Origin of the sequence: Psychrobacter sp. UBA3068, assembly GCF_002366815.1 — a bacterium.
In the GTDB taxonomy this organism is placed as follows: Bacteria; Pseudomonadota; Gammaproteobacteria; order Pseudomonadales; family Moraxellaceae; genus Psychrobacter; species Psychrobacter namhaensis.
Genome location: NZ_DFBY01000033.1, coordinates 1 through 16,387, shown reverse-complemented (window position 1 = coordinate 16,387; position 16,387 = coordinate 1). Strand labels below are relative to the sequence as shown.

The following is a 16,387-nucleotide window of genomic DNA, read 5'->3' as shown; positions in this document are numbered from 1 at the left end:
CTGATGACAATAACCAACAATATGACAAAAAAGGAGTGCGTTATGAGTTTATTAGGAAGTTTGGTGAGCCAAGTGGCGCGTAGTGCTATGGATCCAGAAGACGCACAGCGTAACCCGGTGAACCAACGTACCACCCCACGTCGGACTGGTGGTCTTGGAGATGTATTGGGTAGTGTGTTAGGCGGCGGCAGTCAAGCAGGGGGCTACAATCCAAGACAGTATGATCGCCAACCCGATAGTGGTTTTGGTCTAGACGATATTATAGGTGGTCTCGCTGGCGGCAATCAACGCGGCGGTGTAAGCTCAGGCGCTGGTGGCTTAGGAGATATCTTAGGCGGTGTACTGGGTGGTCAACGCACAAGAGGTGGATTTGGTGGTGGTAAAGGCATGCTAATCGCGGCCCTTATGCCCATGGTGTTAAGCTGGATCAAACGTAACGGCGGCCTCAGCGGAGCGTTATCCAAGATTACTGGCATGGGTTATGAAAAACAAGCCCGCTCTTGGATGAGTAACCAAGAAGATAATGACAACCTTGATCCAAATGAGGTCAGTCGTTTGTTTGATGACAGTGAGATTCAGCAAGTTGCTGCTCACACGGGTGCGAATGAGGCAGAGGTGCGTCAGGGGCTGGCTGAATTGCTGCCTGAAGTCATGAATCAGCTCACACCGAATGGCAACTTAGATAATGAAAGAGAGGCCAATGTAGAGATTGACCAGATCATGGGTCAATTGTCTAGTCGACTAAATACTTTAAAATAACTTTTTATTTTAACAAGCGCCCGTATGCTCGAAAATTCGTTAAAAAGAGTGCGTCTGATGACGTGCTCTTTTTTTATTGCCAATACAGCAGAGCCATTTCCACAGCATTATTGCTGCCTATCTACCTTATTATCTAAAAAGATATGTTAAAAATGGTGAACAATAATAAAACGGTTATATAAATCTTATAAGATGGTTGTACTATTCACTCAGTATGATTGATCCAACGCCGTTTTATAACGTTTGTACCCTTAAGGGTAGTTTGTAAAATATAACTGTCTGAGGGTAAAAACACATTTTAAGGATATTTCCTCATGCCATTTAAACCTATTCAAGCAGCTATTGCCATCTTAGTTGGTTTGATTATCTGGTTTGTTATTCCCGTTCCTACTGGCGTTACACCTGACGCGTGGCATATGCTGGCATTGTTCATTGGTACCATTGTCGCCATCATCGGTAAAGTGCTACCCATTGGTGCGATCGCTATCATTGCAGTCACACTCGTGGCGCTCACAGGCGTGACAAGTGATAGCCCCAAACAAGCCATTAGCGACGCATTATCAAGCTACTCAAGTCCACTGATTTGGCTAATTGGTATCGCGGTTATGATATCGCGTGGCTTGATAAAGACTGGCTTAGGTCGACGTATTGCTTATTATTTTATCTCTATTTTTGGCAAAAAAACCATTGGCGTGGCTTACTCTTTGACAGCAGCTGAGTTGATGATAGCACCCATTACGCCTTCTAATACGGCTCGTGGGGGTGGGATTATTCATCCCATTATGAATTCCATTGCGCACAGCTTTCATTCAACGCCAGAGGAGGGCACTCAAAACAAAATGGGTCGCTATTTGGCGATGGTTAACTACCACGCCAATCCCATTACCTCTGGCATGTTTATTACTGCTACTGCCCCCAACCCTTTAGTCGTGGACTTAGTTAATAAAATCACAGGTGGTGACATTCAGTTGTCATGGACGACGTGGGCGGTGGCGATGTTTGTGCCAGGTATGCTGTGTCTGGTTGTTATGCCATTAGTCATTTATATGATCTATCCACCTGATGTCAAAGTAACACCTGATGCCAAAGGTTTTGCAAAAGACAATTTAGCAGAAATGGGTCAAATAAATACTCAAGAAAAAATCATGCTTGGTGTATTTGGTCTAATGCTGCTGTTATGGGCGAACATACCTGCATTGATTTTAGGTGAGCCGTATAGCGTTGACGCGACTACAACGGCTTTTATCGGCTTGACGACCTTGATACTGACTGGCGTCCTGACTTGGGAAGATATTCTAAAAGAGAAATCGGCATGGGATACCATTGTCTGGTTTGGTGCGCTCATTATGATGGCGGCTTATCTTAACGAGCTCGGCTTGATCAGCTGGTTCTCAGGTAATATTGAATCTTTGATTGGCACAACTGGCGTAGGTTGGATAGGGGCGGTGACGATCTTGACCTTAGTATACTTATACATACATTACTTTTTCGCGAGTACCACTGCCCATATCACAGCACTGTTCGCCGCCTTTTATGCAGTAGGGCTAACTTTAGGGGCACCGCCGATGTTGTATGCGCTCATTTTGGCCGCAGCAGGTAATATTATGATGACGCTGACTCATTATGCGACTGGTACTGCGCCGGTTATCTTTAACTCTGGCTATGTGACGTTAAAAGAATGGTGGAGTATTGGTGCGATTATGAGTGTGGTCAACCTAGTTATTTGGATCGGTGCCGGTTTGATTTGGTGGAAAGTACTCGGCTATTATTAATAAAGAACCACGCCCTAAGTAACTGAAAATAAAAAAGTTTAAAGACAATCCGCTAAAAGCGCTCATCTAACGTCTCTAAGGTATAGTTGAGCGCAGCAAAGCAGATATCGGTCTTAAACCCTCTATATTGCAAAAACCGTAGCTGGCGTGCTTTGTCTTTTTGCTCAGTAGGAATGTCAGCACCGTACTTTTTGGTACGCGCTATGACAGCCAGTTTTAGCCAATCGACCCCGTCAACCGGCGTATCCGCGCTATCCTCTACAAATTCGCTAAACTCATCAGACTCTGCATTTGCCAGATCAATGAGCTCATCGATATTGCCTGGCATAGCGATTTTCTTACGATAAAATTCTTGCTTGATACGTCCGCGTCCACGACCTTTACGAATATTTTCACGTATTAGCATCAGTGTGGTACGGTAATCACTTTGATAGCCTTTTTCTGCAAACTCATCGAGCAGAGCATCTACCTTTTCTGGATCTTGTTCTTTATCGATCAGTTTTTGTTTAAGCTCAGCCTTACCATACTCACGGCGCGACAAATAATAAAAAGCCAACCAACGCAAACGGCTTTCAGCTTTGATGGCATCAATATCGGCCTGTCGTTGTTCGGGTGTGCGCAAGTAGGCTTTTAGTGCAGCTGGTAGATTGTCGGTTTGGTTGTCCGCTGCACGATCATCAGTCGCTGTTAGCGCAGGTAGGTGTTGCGAGCTGTCTACATATGGCTGGTCGTCAGTAGTGGCGGCACTATCGTCGTTATTGCCATGAACATTATGCTTAACTTCTGCCAGCATCTCTTTGATGCTCTGTGCTTTAGGTGGCTGATAAGTAGGCGCATCGCTAGGCTCAGGGGTAAAGTTAGCCGCTGGATGAAAGTGTTTTTTACGTCTTTTGGATTTGGAGGGTTTTTGATCCGTCGAGGAGGGTGTCTCGATAGTGTCTACATCAAAACTAGAATCGCTGGGCAAAGATGGCTTTTTGTCCGAATGGATTGAGCGCTTACTCGCTTTAGCTGTCTGTATGGGTTGGTCTTTATCGGTACGTTTAACAGATCTAGAGGAGTGAGAAGGCTTTTTTTGCGGGGTACGAGGAGTACTCGCTGAGTCGGTGTCCGATTCAGCGAGTATGTCAGCTAAGGTTTTAATGTTCATTATAAACCATGGGAACTGTTAACAATTAATGATGAAACCATTATTGTACAGGGTCAGAGACCAATTCTTCGTTGGCTTCATTAGCTTTGTCACTGTCTGCGGCTTTACTGTCGTTTTTCACCCCAAGCTTTTCGGCACGAATTTTGTCTTCGATCTCTTTAGCAATGGCAGGGTTCTCTTTTAAGAACAACACAGAATTGGCTTTACCTTGACCGATTTTTTCGTCGCCATAGCTGTACCAAGAGCCCGCTTTTCCGACCGCACCAATCTCGACACCCAAATCAATGACTTCGGCTAAGTGATTGGTTCCTTCACCGTAAGTAATCTCAAACTCAGCTTGGCGGAATGGCGGGGCCATTTTGTTTTTGATGACTTTGACACGGGTTTGGTTACCGATGATTTCATCACCGTTTTTGACCGCACCGATACGGCGGATGTCCATACGTACTGAGGCATAGAATTTGAGTGCATTACCACCTGTCGTCGTCTCAGGGCTACCGAACATCACACCAATTTTCATACGGATTTGGTTAATAAAGACCACCATACAGTTAGAACGTTTGGCGTTACCGGTGATTTTACGTAATGCTTGGCTCATCAAGCGAGCTTGTAGTCCCATATGCGAGTCGCCCATCTCGCCTTCAATCTCTGCACGCGGCGTTAAGGCAGCAACCGAGTCAATAACGATCATATCGATCGCTCCTGACCGTACTAGCATGTCGGTGATTTCAAGCGCTTGTTCACCATTATCAGGCTGGGAGAGCAACAAATCGTCAGTATTCACGCCAAGCTTGCGTGCATAGACAGGATCGAGGGCATGCTCAGCATCAATAAAGGCACAAGTGCCGCCTTGTTTTTGACATTCGGCAATGGCTTGCAATGTCATGGTGGTTTTACCTGAGCTTTCAGGACCATAGATTTCAACGATACGCCCTTTAGGCAGACCGCCGATACCAAGCGCAATATCGAGACCAAGAGAGCCTGTTGAGACCACATCAGCATCAAGAATGGCTGAGTCGTCACCTAGTTGCATAATGGTATTTTTACCAAACTGCTTTTCAATTTGACCTAATGCCGCTTTGAGGGCTTTGGCTTTATTGTCGTCCATACTGGATTCCTTGTTTGCAATAATGAATGTGAAACGATCAATTTTGATGCTATCTATAAAATATACGTACTACTCAAAATGATGGTTCAATAGGGCTGATTGCTACTTAGACAATAAGAGGCGACCAGCTCTAGCTAGAATAAATAGGGAATAATAGTGGTGATGTCGTCAGTCGTATCTGATGTATCACTCTACTATACAGTAAAATTAAATCACGAGAAAAGTAAAAATAAGTTCATGAAAAGTAGCGGTCATAGTGTAGGTTAAGTCACATTATGCGCATTAATTTTTAACGCAGATCGGTAGCGCTACTGGTTAGATATGGCAATTATAACAAAATCCAAGGATTACATAGAGGGTCAGACGACGCTAAACGACAATAACTGTCGCATGACTTAAGGCTACTGTTTGGTCTATAATTTTTGAGATGACTGAGAAGAAAGTAGAAGTTTTGGACAGGAAAAGGGGGTGGTTTGTCAATAGTTTTATGAGTTGTCCACAGTAAATAAAACGCTCAGATTTCCCTGTTGTGAAACATTATTGACTATAAAATTTTTTTTAAAAATATTTAAAATAATTTTTTATGAGTAAACGCTGGATTTAAGTATCTGATTTTTAATGATTTTTTTATTGTATAAAAAATGAACGATTTTACCTTGTCCTTTATGTTATCTAGGGATGTCTCTGTCAAGGGGTGACTTATACACAGGGTTATCCACAGCTTATGGGGAGAACTCATGAATCCCTTATAGTACCAATGTTTGCGCAGATAATTAACATAGGGCAATAAGTCTATAATATTTTTTTATACGAATGCAAATGTATTTTTATCGATATATGGACTGCTAGTCGTGATGTTTCACATATGACATTTTTATGAATTTTTCTCCCTAAATATTCTTATGCTCGGTGGTTTAAGGGATATGGCCAAGAAATGAGGCAATAATCTTATGTAATTTAGTAGAGAGCGGGCGAACAAGTACAAAAAAGCGGCTAGATAATTTAGCCGCTAGAGTGAAAATCTATTGAGGATAAGCCGTTCGCGTTAATCTTTAATATAGATTAAGTCCCACACCCCATGTCCACGCTCTAAACCACGACGCTCGAACTTGGTCATTGGACGAAAGTCAGGACGGTCAGTGAAATTGCCCGCACCTGCTTGATTGGTTAATCCGGCAAAGTTATCTAAAACGTCAACCATCCAAAAAGCGTAGTGCTCCCAGTCAGTGGCGGTATGGAACCAGCCGCCTTGTTTTAAGCTACGAGTGACAATGGTCATACGTTCAGGACTGACGAAACGACGCTTGTAATGACGTTTCTTTTGCCATGGATCAGGGAAGTACAGTTGAATACGATCGATATGATTTTCTGGCAATTGTTTGAGCAGTTGAATGGCATCACCGTTGATAATTTTCACATTGGTCAAACCTTGAGTCCCTGCCATGTAAGCGCATTTACCAATGCCAGGCTCATGTACTTCGACACCAACGAAATTACGGGTCGGTTCGGCTGCTGCCATCTCGATGAAAGAATCACCCAGTCCAAAACCAATCTCTAGCGTAAGCGGCGCTTCACTGCCGTTGGGGCTGTCGGTAAATAGTGAACGCAAGTTATCAATACCATCGAGATTGCCGTCACCGAAACTGTTATTGACCAGATAATCGGCAAACTCTGGCGCAGTCAGTGCCAGTTCAGCGTTTTTATTCATGTGCGTACGCCGCTTCATAAACGTGTTGACAATACGTAGGTGTTTGTCAGTGGCTGGCTCTGTTTCACTATCGGCACTGCTGTCGATATGGGTATGTTGCTCAGTGCTATTAAGGGCTTGCTCATCAGTTGTATTACTACTAGTGATGTTATCGTTGATATCAGGATGTTGACTCATAGGATTAATAAGGCTTCGTTAGGTGGGTGAGGTTGGTTCATTATAAGTCAAATCGGTACAACTGTGAACGTACAATCTTGTTTTAGCAGGCTTTTGGCTGACTTCCATGGTTGCTCTATGCTATACACGAGTTTTGACATTATCATATAATAGTCGTTGATAGAGTCATTTTTGAGTCCAACAGAGTGTACTGCCATGCTATTTATCGAGACGGATTCGCCGCCACCGTTTTATCAAGAACAGCTAACGCCTACGAAGCGCCAACAGCTAGACAAGTGGTTTATTGGCCATCGTAGCCAGCGTTACTATCTTAAACGCTTTGAGCAATTCGATCAGCAAGGTTATCTGTCGCCAAAATGGCACTGGGCTGCATTTTTTATTACCTTTCCTTGGCTGCTATATCGTAAGCGTTACATGGATGCCATTGTCTATAGTGTGGCAGGGTGGTCTTTTATCCAGCTTAACGTGGCCATTGTATTGGTGGCATTTGAGTTTGCGGCGATGTCTTATATTCCTGATGCGTACCAGATGGCGACACGTATAGGCATTGCGGCCATTATTTGGCTATTTTGGTCATTTATGGTGGCTCGCTGGACGGACGCTTATTATTATCGCATGGCAAGGCGTGAGATTGCTGACGCTATCAATGACTATCCGCGAGATGAGGCCGCGCAACAAGCACATCTACGCCGAGAGGGTGGGGTGAGTTTATTTGGGTTGGCGTTAGGATTTGGTTTTTTTGCCTTTGCTTTAATGGTCATCAAGGTGCAGTTTTTACCTATTATCGCTAAGCCAAAAGCCAATGAGGTATTGTTTGACACCTATGATGTCGCCAAAACGACACAAAACCGTGTGGCACTGATGTATCAGAAAACAGGACGGTGTCCAGTGAATCTGCCGCTTAATACCGAGACTCAGCAGATACGCATTGAGATCGATAACAAAGCGGCTGGCGTAGCAGAAACCGACTGTGCGGTGATTGCCACGATACGAAACGTCAAGTTTCCTATACGCTACCTCAATGATCAGACACTCGTTTTTTATCATCTACCAGAGGGTGATAGCTGGGACTGCATGAGTTCATTGAATAAAAAGCTAGCACCGAAGAGCTGCAATGAGGACATGCCCTAGCCATTACAGTGAGTTTTTAGAATCAGTGGCGATGTCCTCTTTATCATCAACGGGTGTCGCTTGGCTTTTTAGGGCATCATAAAAATCGCTCAAATCCATCTTTCGAGCTTTATCGATATCTTCATCAAACAAACTCTCAAGCTCTGCCATTGCTGACTGTGCTGATTCGATCATGCTGGCTTCATCGTCATAAATAGCTTGCTGACGTTCAATCAAGTCATCATCGTAGTCACGGAATGTTTGTACCGTTTCGCGAGCTTTTTCGGGTGAGATACCCAGCAGCTGTAGTGACTCTCGCGACATGTCTAAAGAAGACAAATATGTCTCACGCCAGATGTGACGCACCCCAACCTCACGTAAACGGTAATAGTGCTGGCGGTCACGCGCGCGCGCTAACACAATCATCTCAGGATAGTTTTTACGCAAGTACTGCGCCGTTGTGATAGAACGCTCTAAATCATCAATAGCAAGAATGAACACACGGGCTTTTTTAATACCCGCGGCGCGTAATATTTCTGGGTTTTTTGGATCCCCATAATAGACTTGGTTACCAAACTTACGGACAAAATCGACGCGATTTGCCGAGCGCTCAATGGCGGTAAACTCGATATTATGCATACGCAGCACACGACCGATGATTTGTCCGACGCGGCCAAAACCGGCAATAATGACCTGATGTTCATGATCTGGAATGGTGTCGTATTCGCGGCTTGGTTTGCTTTTGGCAAATAAAGGCTCACCCACTTTTTCTAACAATAAAAATGCCAGTGGTGTGAGTGCCATCGAGATGGTTACGATAAGGTTAAGCGTGTTTGCAAGCTCGGGTCGTAAGACATTTTGGGCGGTCGCGACACTGAATAAGACAAAGGCGAATTCACCGCCTTGGGCTAGCGTGACGCCTAGTCTGATACTGGTCGGCCAGCGATTGCCAGATATTTTTGCAATCGCCGCGATGACACCGAATTTGATAAACATCAATGCCACCGCACAGCCAATAATAAAGAGAGGTTGTGCCAAGATGAGTTTGACATCGGTCAGCATACCGACCGACATAAAGAACAACCCTAGTAGCAACCCTTTAAAAGGCTCGATACTGGCTTCTAACTCATGGCGATACTCAGAATCGGCCAGCAACACGCCTGTTAAAAATGCCCCTAGCGCCATCGACAGACCAATCTGGCCCATCAAAATAGACACACCCATGACGATAAACAGTGCCACGGCAGTCAATAATTCAGATGCCCCACTTGACGCGACAAATTTAAAAAACGGCCGGATAATATAACGACTAGCAAAAATGAGGCCGGCAAAAACAGCAAAAACCTTACCAAAGTAAATCAAGTCGTAGCTTTGTTCACGCACCCCTGATAGGAATGGAATGACCGCTAGAAGGGGGATAACTGCAATATCTTGGAACAACAAAATCGTAAACGCTTCTCGGCCGTGGGTGCTTGAAAGCTGCTGTTTTTCGGTCAGTATTTGGAGCACAAAAGCAGTGGAAGAGAGGGCAAGACCGAAGCCGACAATAAAAGCCGTATCTAGTGGTAAAGTAAAAAACTGTATTAACAGCCACATCAATAATGCGCCGGTAAGACCAACTTGTAGGCCACCTAGCACGAATATCGAGCGCCGTAATGCCCAAAGCCGTGAAGGCTGTAGCTCAAGCCCGATGATAAACAGCAGCATGACCACGCCAAATTCAGAAAAGTGCAATAAGCTCTCTGCATCGCCCGCCACATCTAAGCCACTTGGGCCCAATATAAGCCCTGTGATGAGATAGCCCAACACAGTAGCAATCCCAAAGCGTTTGCCCAAGGGTACAAAAAGTAATGCTGCCCCCAAGAAAATCGTAGCTTGTAACATTAAGTTTGGTGAGCCGGCGGCGGCAGCGAACATCTTGTATCCTTAATGGTGGCAATCAAGTGAGCAATATAAAGCGGTGGTAGCAAAAACGATATGGCGACGACGTAAACTATTTTTTGCGGTAAATTTTCCAAATGCCGTTGTCTGCGATTGGGTTGTTATACGCATCATTACGACGCTTACGCGGAGTCTGCCGACTGTCTACGATTTTAAAGTCAGGCAAGGCATGGACAATCAGGCCAGTACGATAAAAGCGCACCCGTTCAGGCTCTAGCATCTCGCCTTTACTATCACGGCAAAAAACATAAGCACGTAAATCAATAAATTCACGGTGCGCGACCAAACGCGCTTCATCATCACTATCAAACACGGCTGCCATACGGGCAACTTCGTCAACCGTGTAATCACCACATTTATCAGTAAGCGCGCCTACCGAGCCAAAGCTTTTGGATTCTTTGGCACGGGTCTTGGTCAGATGCAAGCGTTGCACATGATAAATAAACTGCGGAATCTCAAGGCTGGCAGGTAGCGGCAGATAGTCAGGTGGTAGATTGGCAGCCGGATAAAAAGCCAGTGCACGCGCCAGCAAAGGCTGCCAGCGCTGTTGATAAGCTTGGACCTCGGCTAAGTTACCTTCATAAATCGGCATGTCACGAATTTGCCGCAAAATATCCGGCGGAAACTGTTCATTACGAAAGCTGGCAATGTCTTCTTGCAGCGTTGAGAGCAAAACTTTGGCGTGTTTTTTGCCATCCTTTGACGTAGGGTCTTCGATATGATCTGGGGCGACAAAGGGCGCTGAGCGTTTAGACATAGTGATACATCATCAATAGATAGGTAAAAATGCTAATAAATGTGGTGGCTTAAGTCAAACGACGTTCCGCTTGATTGCTTGTTATTACTAATCAGTCTTTATTATAACCACATAATCTCGCTTAATTTTCGTTTTTTTTATGGCTTAGTGATTGTGCCCTATGTGTTTGTTACTGTCAGCGGGCTGCTTTGAGATATCACAAACTAAGGCATCACTATGTGTTTCGGTTTGTGGGTGCGACAAGCTTTCGACCTGAATGGTGGCGTGATGGATACCAAGATCGAGTAAGCTTTGTTCTAGACTGGCAATCAACACGCTTGATTTATGAATACTCATGTCGCCGTCGACAACGATGTGACAAGATAAGGCGTTTAAGCCGCTAGTAATGCTCCAAACATGAAGGTCGTGGACGGCATTTACCTGAGGGTGAGTAAGCAGTTTTTGTTCGACATCGACTAACGATATATGAGCAGGCGTGCCTTCCATTAAGATGTGCACTGAGTCACGGACCACACGGTAACCGCTCACTAATATCAGGATGGCAACCACTACCGAGGCTACCGCATCCGCCCATACCCAACCAAATCCCATCATCAGTAAGGCTGCGATGATAGCGGCGACTGACCCTAGTAAATCACTCAATACGTGCAAGTAAGCACTCTGCATGTTGAGATTAACCGGCTCTTTATTGTCAGCTGACTGGCTATCATTTGTCCCATGACTGTGCCCGTGAGCGTTACTACTGCGGCTACCTCGATGCATGAACCACGCCACCAAAATGTTGACCAACATACCGATAGTCGCAACGATCAGCATACCTTGCGTCGCAATTTCAGGGGGTGAATTGAAACGTTTGATCGCTTCATAAAAAATCATTAGAGCGATGATAACCAGCGTAGCACCATTTAAGGTAGCGACTAAAATCTCAAAGCGCTTATAACCAAAGGTCTTTTGGTGAGTGGCTGATTTTTCGCCAATCTTAAACGCCATTAGGGTGGCACCAAGGGCTATCGCATCGCTTAGCATGTGACCGGCATCTGATAATAGCGCCAAGCTGCCTGTGAGCCAGCCACCGATGGCTTCGATAAACATGTAGCCAGTAATGATAAGAAAGCTAATCAGTAACGTTCGTTGATAGCCTTTAGTGTCTCTCGGGGCTGTTGTCTGTTCTAAATGGGCATCGTGATCATGATTGTCTTGCCCTGCATGCGTATAGTTAGGGTACTCACTATCTTGATGTGTGTGCGTATCAGTAGCACCCTGATGAGCAGGATTATTTTGCCTCGGGTTTGAATTTTCTGATTTCATAACAACACTCAAGTTTCTGACGTTACATTAAATAATCCATACTTGTACGGCACACGGAAGCTATCTGCTAATCAAGCAGGCCAAACAGCTGTTATAAATTTAACACAGTCGAGTATGAGAAACTGTTACCCCGAAGTAAAAATAACACCGCGGCGCCCGATGATTACTTTACAGTGCTTTAACTACCAACCCACAGGGTCAATATCCAAAGTAAGCTTGAGGTATTTAGCGCTTGGCAGGGCAAGTACGGGTTGCCACCATTGGCTGAGTACATGATGTAAGTGGCGACGATCTTTGCCTAAGAGCAGTAGCTGTACATGGTAGCGGCTGTTCTTTTTACTCATAGGCGCATCGATAGGCCCCAGTACGGCCAGTTTATGGGCGTTTGGTAAAATGGCAATCGCATCTTTGAGCGCTTGCGTGGTGGCCGCAAGCGTTTTGCCTTCACAGCGTATCAGCGCGGCATGACTATGCGGGGGTAAGCCCATCATTTTGCGTTCTTGCAGCAACTCACGAGCAAAGGATAAATAGCCATCTTTGACCAGTTTTAGTAACAGCTCGTTGTCAGGTTGCAAGGTTTGAATCAGCACGCGTCCGGCCTTGTCACCGCGGCCCGCGCGGCCTGCCACCTGAATCATCAGCTGGGCGGTATGCTCGGGCGAGCGAAAGTCTGCGGATAAAAATCCACGATCGGCATTGGGTAGGCAGACGAGGGTGACATTGGGAAAGTGATGACCTTTGGCAACCATTTGCGTGCCGACCAGTATCGCAGGCTTGCCTTCATTGATACGCTGATAAATGTTTTCCCAGCTGTCTTTACGCCTTGTCGTATCGCGATCGATTTGAATAATGGGGTAAAGCACCTTACTGGTTTGCGGATTGGCAAAAATCGCGTGTAAGTTTTCACTCAGCCTTGTGGTGCCCATCCCTTTAGCGTCTAAATTTTGACTGCCGCAGTCTGGGCAGACAGTCGGAATATAGGCTTGCCAGTCGCAATGGTGGCATTTTAAATAGGCGTTGTTTGCGTAGTGGCGATGCTGCGCTTGGCTGTTGTAGTGTACCGTTAGATGAGCATCACAGCGCGGACAATCTGCCTGCCAACCGCACGCTTCGCATAATAGAACAGGCGCATAACCGCGACGGTTTAAGAAAATTAATACTTGGTCGCCTGCCTCGAGCGTTTGCCGTATTGCTCCGATTAGCGCATCTGTCAGTCCTGTGTCATAGCGTGTGCCATCGTTCGTGGTTTGTTGATGGGTGCTTTGTAGACGGGCGTCAATGAGCTGCATGGATGCAGGCTTAGCATTACCAGGACGAGTTTGCAGTTGGTACTCAACGAGCTTGCCGTCATCGACTAACTTTAAATGCTCAAGAGAGGGGGTGGCCGTACCTAGCACGACAGGAATACGGTACTGCGAGCCGCGATAAAGGGCGACATCAGCAGCATGATAGCGCAATGTGTCTTGTTGCTTATAAGAACCATCATGCGCTTCATCAACAATGATAAGGCCCAAATCTGCGAAGGGGTATAGCACGGCTGATCGTGTACCGATGATGATTTGGGCATGTCCAGTGCGGCAATCTTGCCACCCTTGTAAGCGATGGGTATTGTTCATTCCCGAATGTAACAAGACGATATGGGCGGCAAATCGACTGGCAAAGCGCGCCCGCGTCTGCGGTGTAAGGCCAATCTCGGGCACTAAGATCAGCACTTGTTTGCCAGCTTCTAATACGGCTTGCATCGCTTGTAGATAGACTTCGGTCTTACCACTGCCGGTAATGCCATTTAATAAAAACCCCGCGTAGCGTTTAGCGTCATGGGCAGCAACAATAGCGTTAACCGCAAGCTGCTGCTCATCATTGAGATCTAGGGGCATTTTTGCTAACGTCACAGGCGAGGACGCTTGTTTTGGTTGAATATAACGCTCGATCAGGCCTTTGTCTTCAAGCGTTTTTAAAAAATTGCGCTCCATGCCTTCTAACAGCAGTACATCTTCACTAGCGCCATGTTCGCCATGTAGTTTTAGCATGTCAAATTGCTGTTTTTGCTTTTTTGCGTTGGCGCGAAAGTCATCATCAGTGACATGTGGCAAAATTCGCCAGTGCGTAATCAGCAAATCTAACGGTTTGCCTTGACGAACCAAGCTTGGCAAGATGACCGCTAAGACGTCACCAAGTGGGTAGTGGTAATAACGCGCAAGCCAATCGGCCAGTTTTAGCATACGGTCATCTAAAATAGGCTCAGCGTCTAGACATTTACTAACGGGCTTAAGCTTATTGAGTGGTACGCTACTGTCGGCTTCAGAGACATGAGTAACGACAATACCGATTAAGGTTTGGCGACCAAACGATACCTCGACGCGGCTACCAATTTGCGGTAACAGCACATGTGGCGAGACGCTTGTTTCTGCCGGTAGGCTATAGTCAAACACCCGATAAAGGGGCACAGGCAGCGCAACTTGTACCAACATAAATGAAGCTTGCAACCGTATTGATTTAAAGTGGAGTTGAATTACAAAAAGTAATCAGGGTCTAGTAAAGTTACAACGCCAAACTCAGTAAAAAACAGTTTGAATAAATACAATATAATATCATAAGCCTATTTGCTACTGTTAAGAAATCCGAAGACGAGAGTAAAGAGTGGTTACGAGAATATTGCTGAAGCTAGGAGGGCCATTATTGATTATATTTCGTACTGTTATCCAAACGTGAGACCGCGCCGCTTTAATGACTATTTACCACTAGCAGAAAAGGAAAGGATTTACTTCAATAAAAATCTCTTATCAGCCGTCTTAAATTTGTTGACCACTACACTTTTGTCTTTAAATGTGTAAGAGTTAACAAGGTAAAAATGTTGTCTGGTACAATCCATATAATATAGAGAAACAAAATTATCATTTTACAGAAAATATGAGGAATTTATTATGAAAGATCTAGCGCGTGAATGGAGAGAGTCTGGTATTGAAGAGGGGGATATTGTACTGGTTCATAGCAGCACCAGAAGAACTTTCAGGAGATATTTAGAAAAAGGAATCAAATTAACGCCAGTAGATATTCTAGATTCGTTGTTAGAAGCGGTTGGAGAATCTGGGACTTTATTATTGCCTTTGTTCAACTTTGATTTTGCGACTAAAGGTTTCGATATCAATAGTACACCTTCACACATGGGCGCATTGACTGAAGCCGCAAGGAAACATCCTAATTCTATAAGAACTGGTCATCCAATATATTCTTTTGCAGTCATCGGCGCGCAATCTGATAAGTTTAAAGATATTAATAATTTTAGTGGGTACGGTGCTGATTCTCCATTTGCCGTATTACGTGAGATGGGGGGCAAAATAGCTGTATTAGATTTACCGGATCAAGACAGCATGACCTTTTATCATCATGTAGAAGAGATGCATGAGGTGGATTATCGTTATCACAAAGTATTTAATAATACCTACACAGATACCATAGGTAAGACTACACCAAAGGACTACGGACTATTTGTTAGGAATGTTGAAAAAGGTGTCGAAACTCATGTTAACCCCACAGGCGAACTGATGTGGGACGCAGGTCTATATAGTGGGTTTAGACCGGGCGAAGGCTCTGGATTAAGAGTCATACCAGCGCAAAAAGCTTATGAGTTTACTGCAAATATTATAAATTCTGGTAAAGCTAAAGGTAACCTATATCGTATCGAAGGTGAAGAATAAAATGGAAAATTTAAGTATAGAAGACCTTGGTGTCGATATGCACAACCTTTGTACCAAGCTTTTTCCTATTTGCCGCAGTATAACGGGAGATGGCTTTCGCAAGTCTTTAAACATTATAAAAACCGACCTAGATTTACAAAAATTAGAAGCTTTTGAGGTACCAACAGGGACTAAATGTTTTGATTGGGAAGTTCCAAAAGAGTGGAATATTCAAGACGCTTATGTCATTGCCCCAGATGGGAGTAAAATATGTGATTTTAAGGTCTCTAACCTTCATGTACTCAACTATTCCATACCCATAGATAAAGAGGTTTCTCTTGAAGAGTTGCAAGAGCATCTTTATTCTCTGCCAGATCAGCCGACGGCCATACCTTATATTACCTCTTACTATAAAGAACGTTGGGGTTTTTGTCTCTCTCAAAATGAGAGAGATAAACTGGTTCCTGGTCAGTATAAGGTTTATATAGATAGTGAATTAAAGGACGGTAGTCTTACCTACGGAGAGTTAATTATTCCAGGTAAAACCAAAGAAGAGATATTTATATCGACCTACTTATGTCATCCTTCGATGGCAAACAACGAACTGTCGGGTCCTGTGGTAACGGGTTTTTTAGCAAAGTGGCTTCTAAGCTTAACGTCTAGAAAGTACACTTACCGGATTGTTATCATTCCAGAGACCATAGGCTCAATTACTTATCTCAGTCGCAACTATAAACAGATGAAAGAAAACGTTATCGCAGGCTTTAATGTGTCATGCATTGGCGATGATAGAGCTTACTCTTATTTACCTTCTAAAGAAGGTGACACCCTTGCAGATTTAGTAGCAACTCATGTTTTAAAATACTCTCATCCAGACTTTGTTAGATATTCGTTCTTAGGGCGTGTTGAACATTGGCGAC

Annotated in this window: 12 protein-coding genes; 5 read left to right on the top strand and 7 right to left on the bottom strand. The window is 44.6% G+C overall.

Features of this window, described 5'->3' with window-relative positions; all coding sequences use genetic code 11:
* Window positions 1-42: 42 nt before the first annotated feature.
* The gene (locus B2P60_RS08405) at window positions 43-759 is read left to right on the top strand and encodes a YidB family protein (protein WP_286740681.1); all 717 of its coding nucleotides are present in this window, start codon (window positions 43-45) and stop codon (window positions 757-759) included.
* Window positions 760-1,073: 314 nt separating this feature from the next.
* The gene (locus tag B2P60_RS08400) at window positions 1,074-2,531 is read left to right on the top strand and encodes an anion permease (protein WP_193004768.1); all 1,458 of its coding nucleotides are present in this window, start codon (window positions 1,074-1,076) and stop codon (window positions 2,529-2,531) included.
* 52 nt (window positions 2,532-2,583) lie between these two features.
* On the opposite strand, the gene B2P60_RS08395 is transcribed toward B2P60_RS08400, so the two are convergent.
* The 3 genes from B2P60_RS08395 to trmB all read right to left on the bottom strand — a co-directional run bounded on the left by B2P60_RS08395 (window position 2,584) and on the right by trmB (window position 6,674).
* Entirely contained in the window at window positions 2,584-3,681 is a 1,098-nt protein-coding gene (locus tag B2P60_RS08395) for a regulatory protein RecX (RefSeq protein ID WP_193004767.1), read from the bottom strand.
* Window positions 3,682-3,721: 40 nt separating this feature from the next.
* The gene (recA, locus tag B2P60_RS08390) at window positions 3,722-4,789 is read right to left on the bottom strand and encodes a recombinase RecA (RefSeq protein ID WP_193004766.1); all 1,068 of its coding nucleotides are present in this window, start codon (window positions 4,787-4,789) and stop codon (window positions 3,722-3,724) included.
* A 1,045-nt stretch (window positions 4,790-5,834) separates the two neighbouring features.
* On the bottom strand, window positions 5,835-6,674 hold the full coding sequence (gene trmB, locus B2P60_RS08385) for a tRNA (guanosine(46)-N7)-methyltransferase TrmB (RefSeq protein ID WP_286740677.1): 840 nt from the start codon (window positions 6,672-6,674) through the stop codon (window positions 5,835-5,837).
* 195 nt (window positions 6,675-6,869) lie between these two features.
* On the opposite strand from trmB, the gene B2P60_RS08380 reads away from it, so the two are divergent.
* The gene (locus B2P60_RS08380; RefSeq protein WP_286740761.1) at window positions 6,870-7,805 is read left to right on the top strand and encodes a DUF2628 domain-containing protein; all 936 of its coding nucleotides are present in this window, start codon (window positions 6,870-6,872) and stop codon (window positions 7,803-7,805) included.
* A gap of 3 nt (window positions 7,806-7,808) precedes the next feature.
* On the opposite strand, the gene B2P60_RS08375 is transcribed toward B2P60_RS08380, so the two are convergent.
* The 4 genes from B2P60_RS08375 to B2P60_RS08360 all read right to left on the bottom strand — a co-directional run bounded on the left by B2P60_RS08375 (window position 7,809) and on the right by B2P60_RS08360 (window position 14,261).
* On the bottom strand, window positions 7,809-9,701 hold the full coding sequence (locus tag B2P60_RS08375; RefSeq protein WP_286740674.1) for a monovalent cation:proton antiporter-2 (CPA2) family protein: 1,893 nt from the start codon (window positions 9,699-9,701) through the stop codon (window positions 7,809-7,811).
* Between the two features lie 76 nt (window positions 9,702-9,777).
* Window positions 9,778-10,482 (bottom strand): hypothetical protein, encoded by a 705-nt coding sequence (locus B2P60_RS08370; RefSeq protein ID WP_193004763.1) that lies wholly within the window; start codon window positions 10,480-10,482, stop codon window positions 9,778-9,780.
* A 144-nt stretch (window positions 10,483-10,626) separates the two neighbouring features.
* The gene (locus B2P60_RS08365; RefSeq protein ID WP_198333897.1) at window positions 10,627-11,790 is read right to left on the bottom strand and encodes a cation diffusion facilitator family transporter; all 1,164 of its coding nucleotides are present in this window, start codon (window positions 11,788-11,790) and stop codon (window positions 10,627-10,629) included.
* A gap of 182 nt (window positions 11,791-11,972) precedes the next feature.
* On the bottom strand, window positions 11,973-14,261 hold the full coding sequence (locus B2P60_RS08360) for a primosomal protein N' (protein WP_286740670.1): 2,289 nt from the start codon (window positions 14,259-14,261) through the stop codon (window positions 11,973-11,975).
* 453 nt (window positions 14,262-14,714) lie between these two features.
* Between B2P60_RS08360 and B2P60_RS08355 the strand changes: the two genes are divergently transcribed.
* Both B2P60_RS08355 and B2P60_RS08350 read left to right on the top strand, forming a co-directional pair.
* Window positions 14,715-15,488 carry an AAC(3) family N-acetyltransferase gene (locus B2P60_RS08355; RefSeq protein ID WP_286740667.1) on the top strand — a complete coding sequence of 258 codons (774 nt, stop codon included), beginning with the start codon at window positions 14,715-14,717 and terminating at the stop codon, window positions 15,486-15,488.
* 1 nt (window position 15,489) lies between these two features.
* The coding region (locus B2P60_RS08350) for a DUF4910 domain-containing protein (protein WP_286740664.1) at window positions 15,490-16,387 on the top strand (898 nt) is incomplete at its 3' end.

Excerpts from the sequence above, each read along its gene's own strand:
- B2P60_RS08360 (WP_286740670.1), bottom strand. The coding sequence starts at position 14,261 with ATGTTGGTACAAGTTGCGCTGCCTGTGCCCCTTTATCGGGTGTTTGAC.
- B2P60_RS08370 (WP_193004763.1), bottom strand. The coding sequence starts at position 10,482 with ATGTCTAAACGCTCAGCGCCCTTTGTCGCCCCAGATCATATCGAAGAC.
- B2P60_RS08400 (WP_193004768.1), top strand. The coding sequence starts at position 1,074 with ATGCCATTTAAACCTATTCAAGCAGCTATTGCCATCTTAGTTGGTTTG.
- recA (WP_193004766.1), bottom strand. The coding sequence starts at position 4,789 with ATGGACGACAATAAAGCCAAAGCCCTCAAAGCGGCATTAGGTCAAATT.
- B2P60_RS08375 (WP_286740674.1), bottom strand. The coding sequence starts at position 9,701 with ATGTTCGCTGCCGCCGCCGGCTCACCAAACTTAATGTTACAAGCTACG.
- B2P60_RS08365 (WP_198333897.1), bottom strand. The coding sequence starts at position 11,790 with ATGAAATCAGAAAATTCAAACCCGAGGCAAAATAATCCTGCTCATCAG.
- B2P60_RS08355 (WP_286740667.1), top strand. The coding sequence starts at position 14,715 with ATGAAAGATCTAGCGCGTGAATGGAGAGAGTCTGGTATTGAAGAGGGG.
- B2P60_RS08405 (WP_286740681.1), top strand. The coding sequence starts at position 43 with ATGAGTTTATTAGGAAGTTTGGTGAGCCAAGTGGCGCGTAGTGCTATG.
- B2P60_RS08380 (WP_286740761.1), top strand. The coding sequence starts at position 6,870 with ATGCTATTTATCGAGACGGATTCGCCGCCACCGTTTTATCAAGAACAG.
- trmB (WP_286740677.1), bottom strand. The coding sequence starts at position 6,674 with ATGAGTCAACATCCTGATATCAACGATAACATCACTAGTAGTAATACA.
- B2P60_RS08395 (WP_193004767.1), bottom strand. The coding sequence starts at position 3,681 with ATGAACATTAAAACCTTAGCTGACATACTCGCTGAATCGGACACCGAC.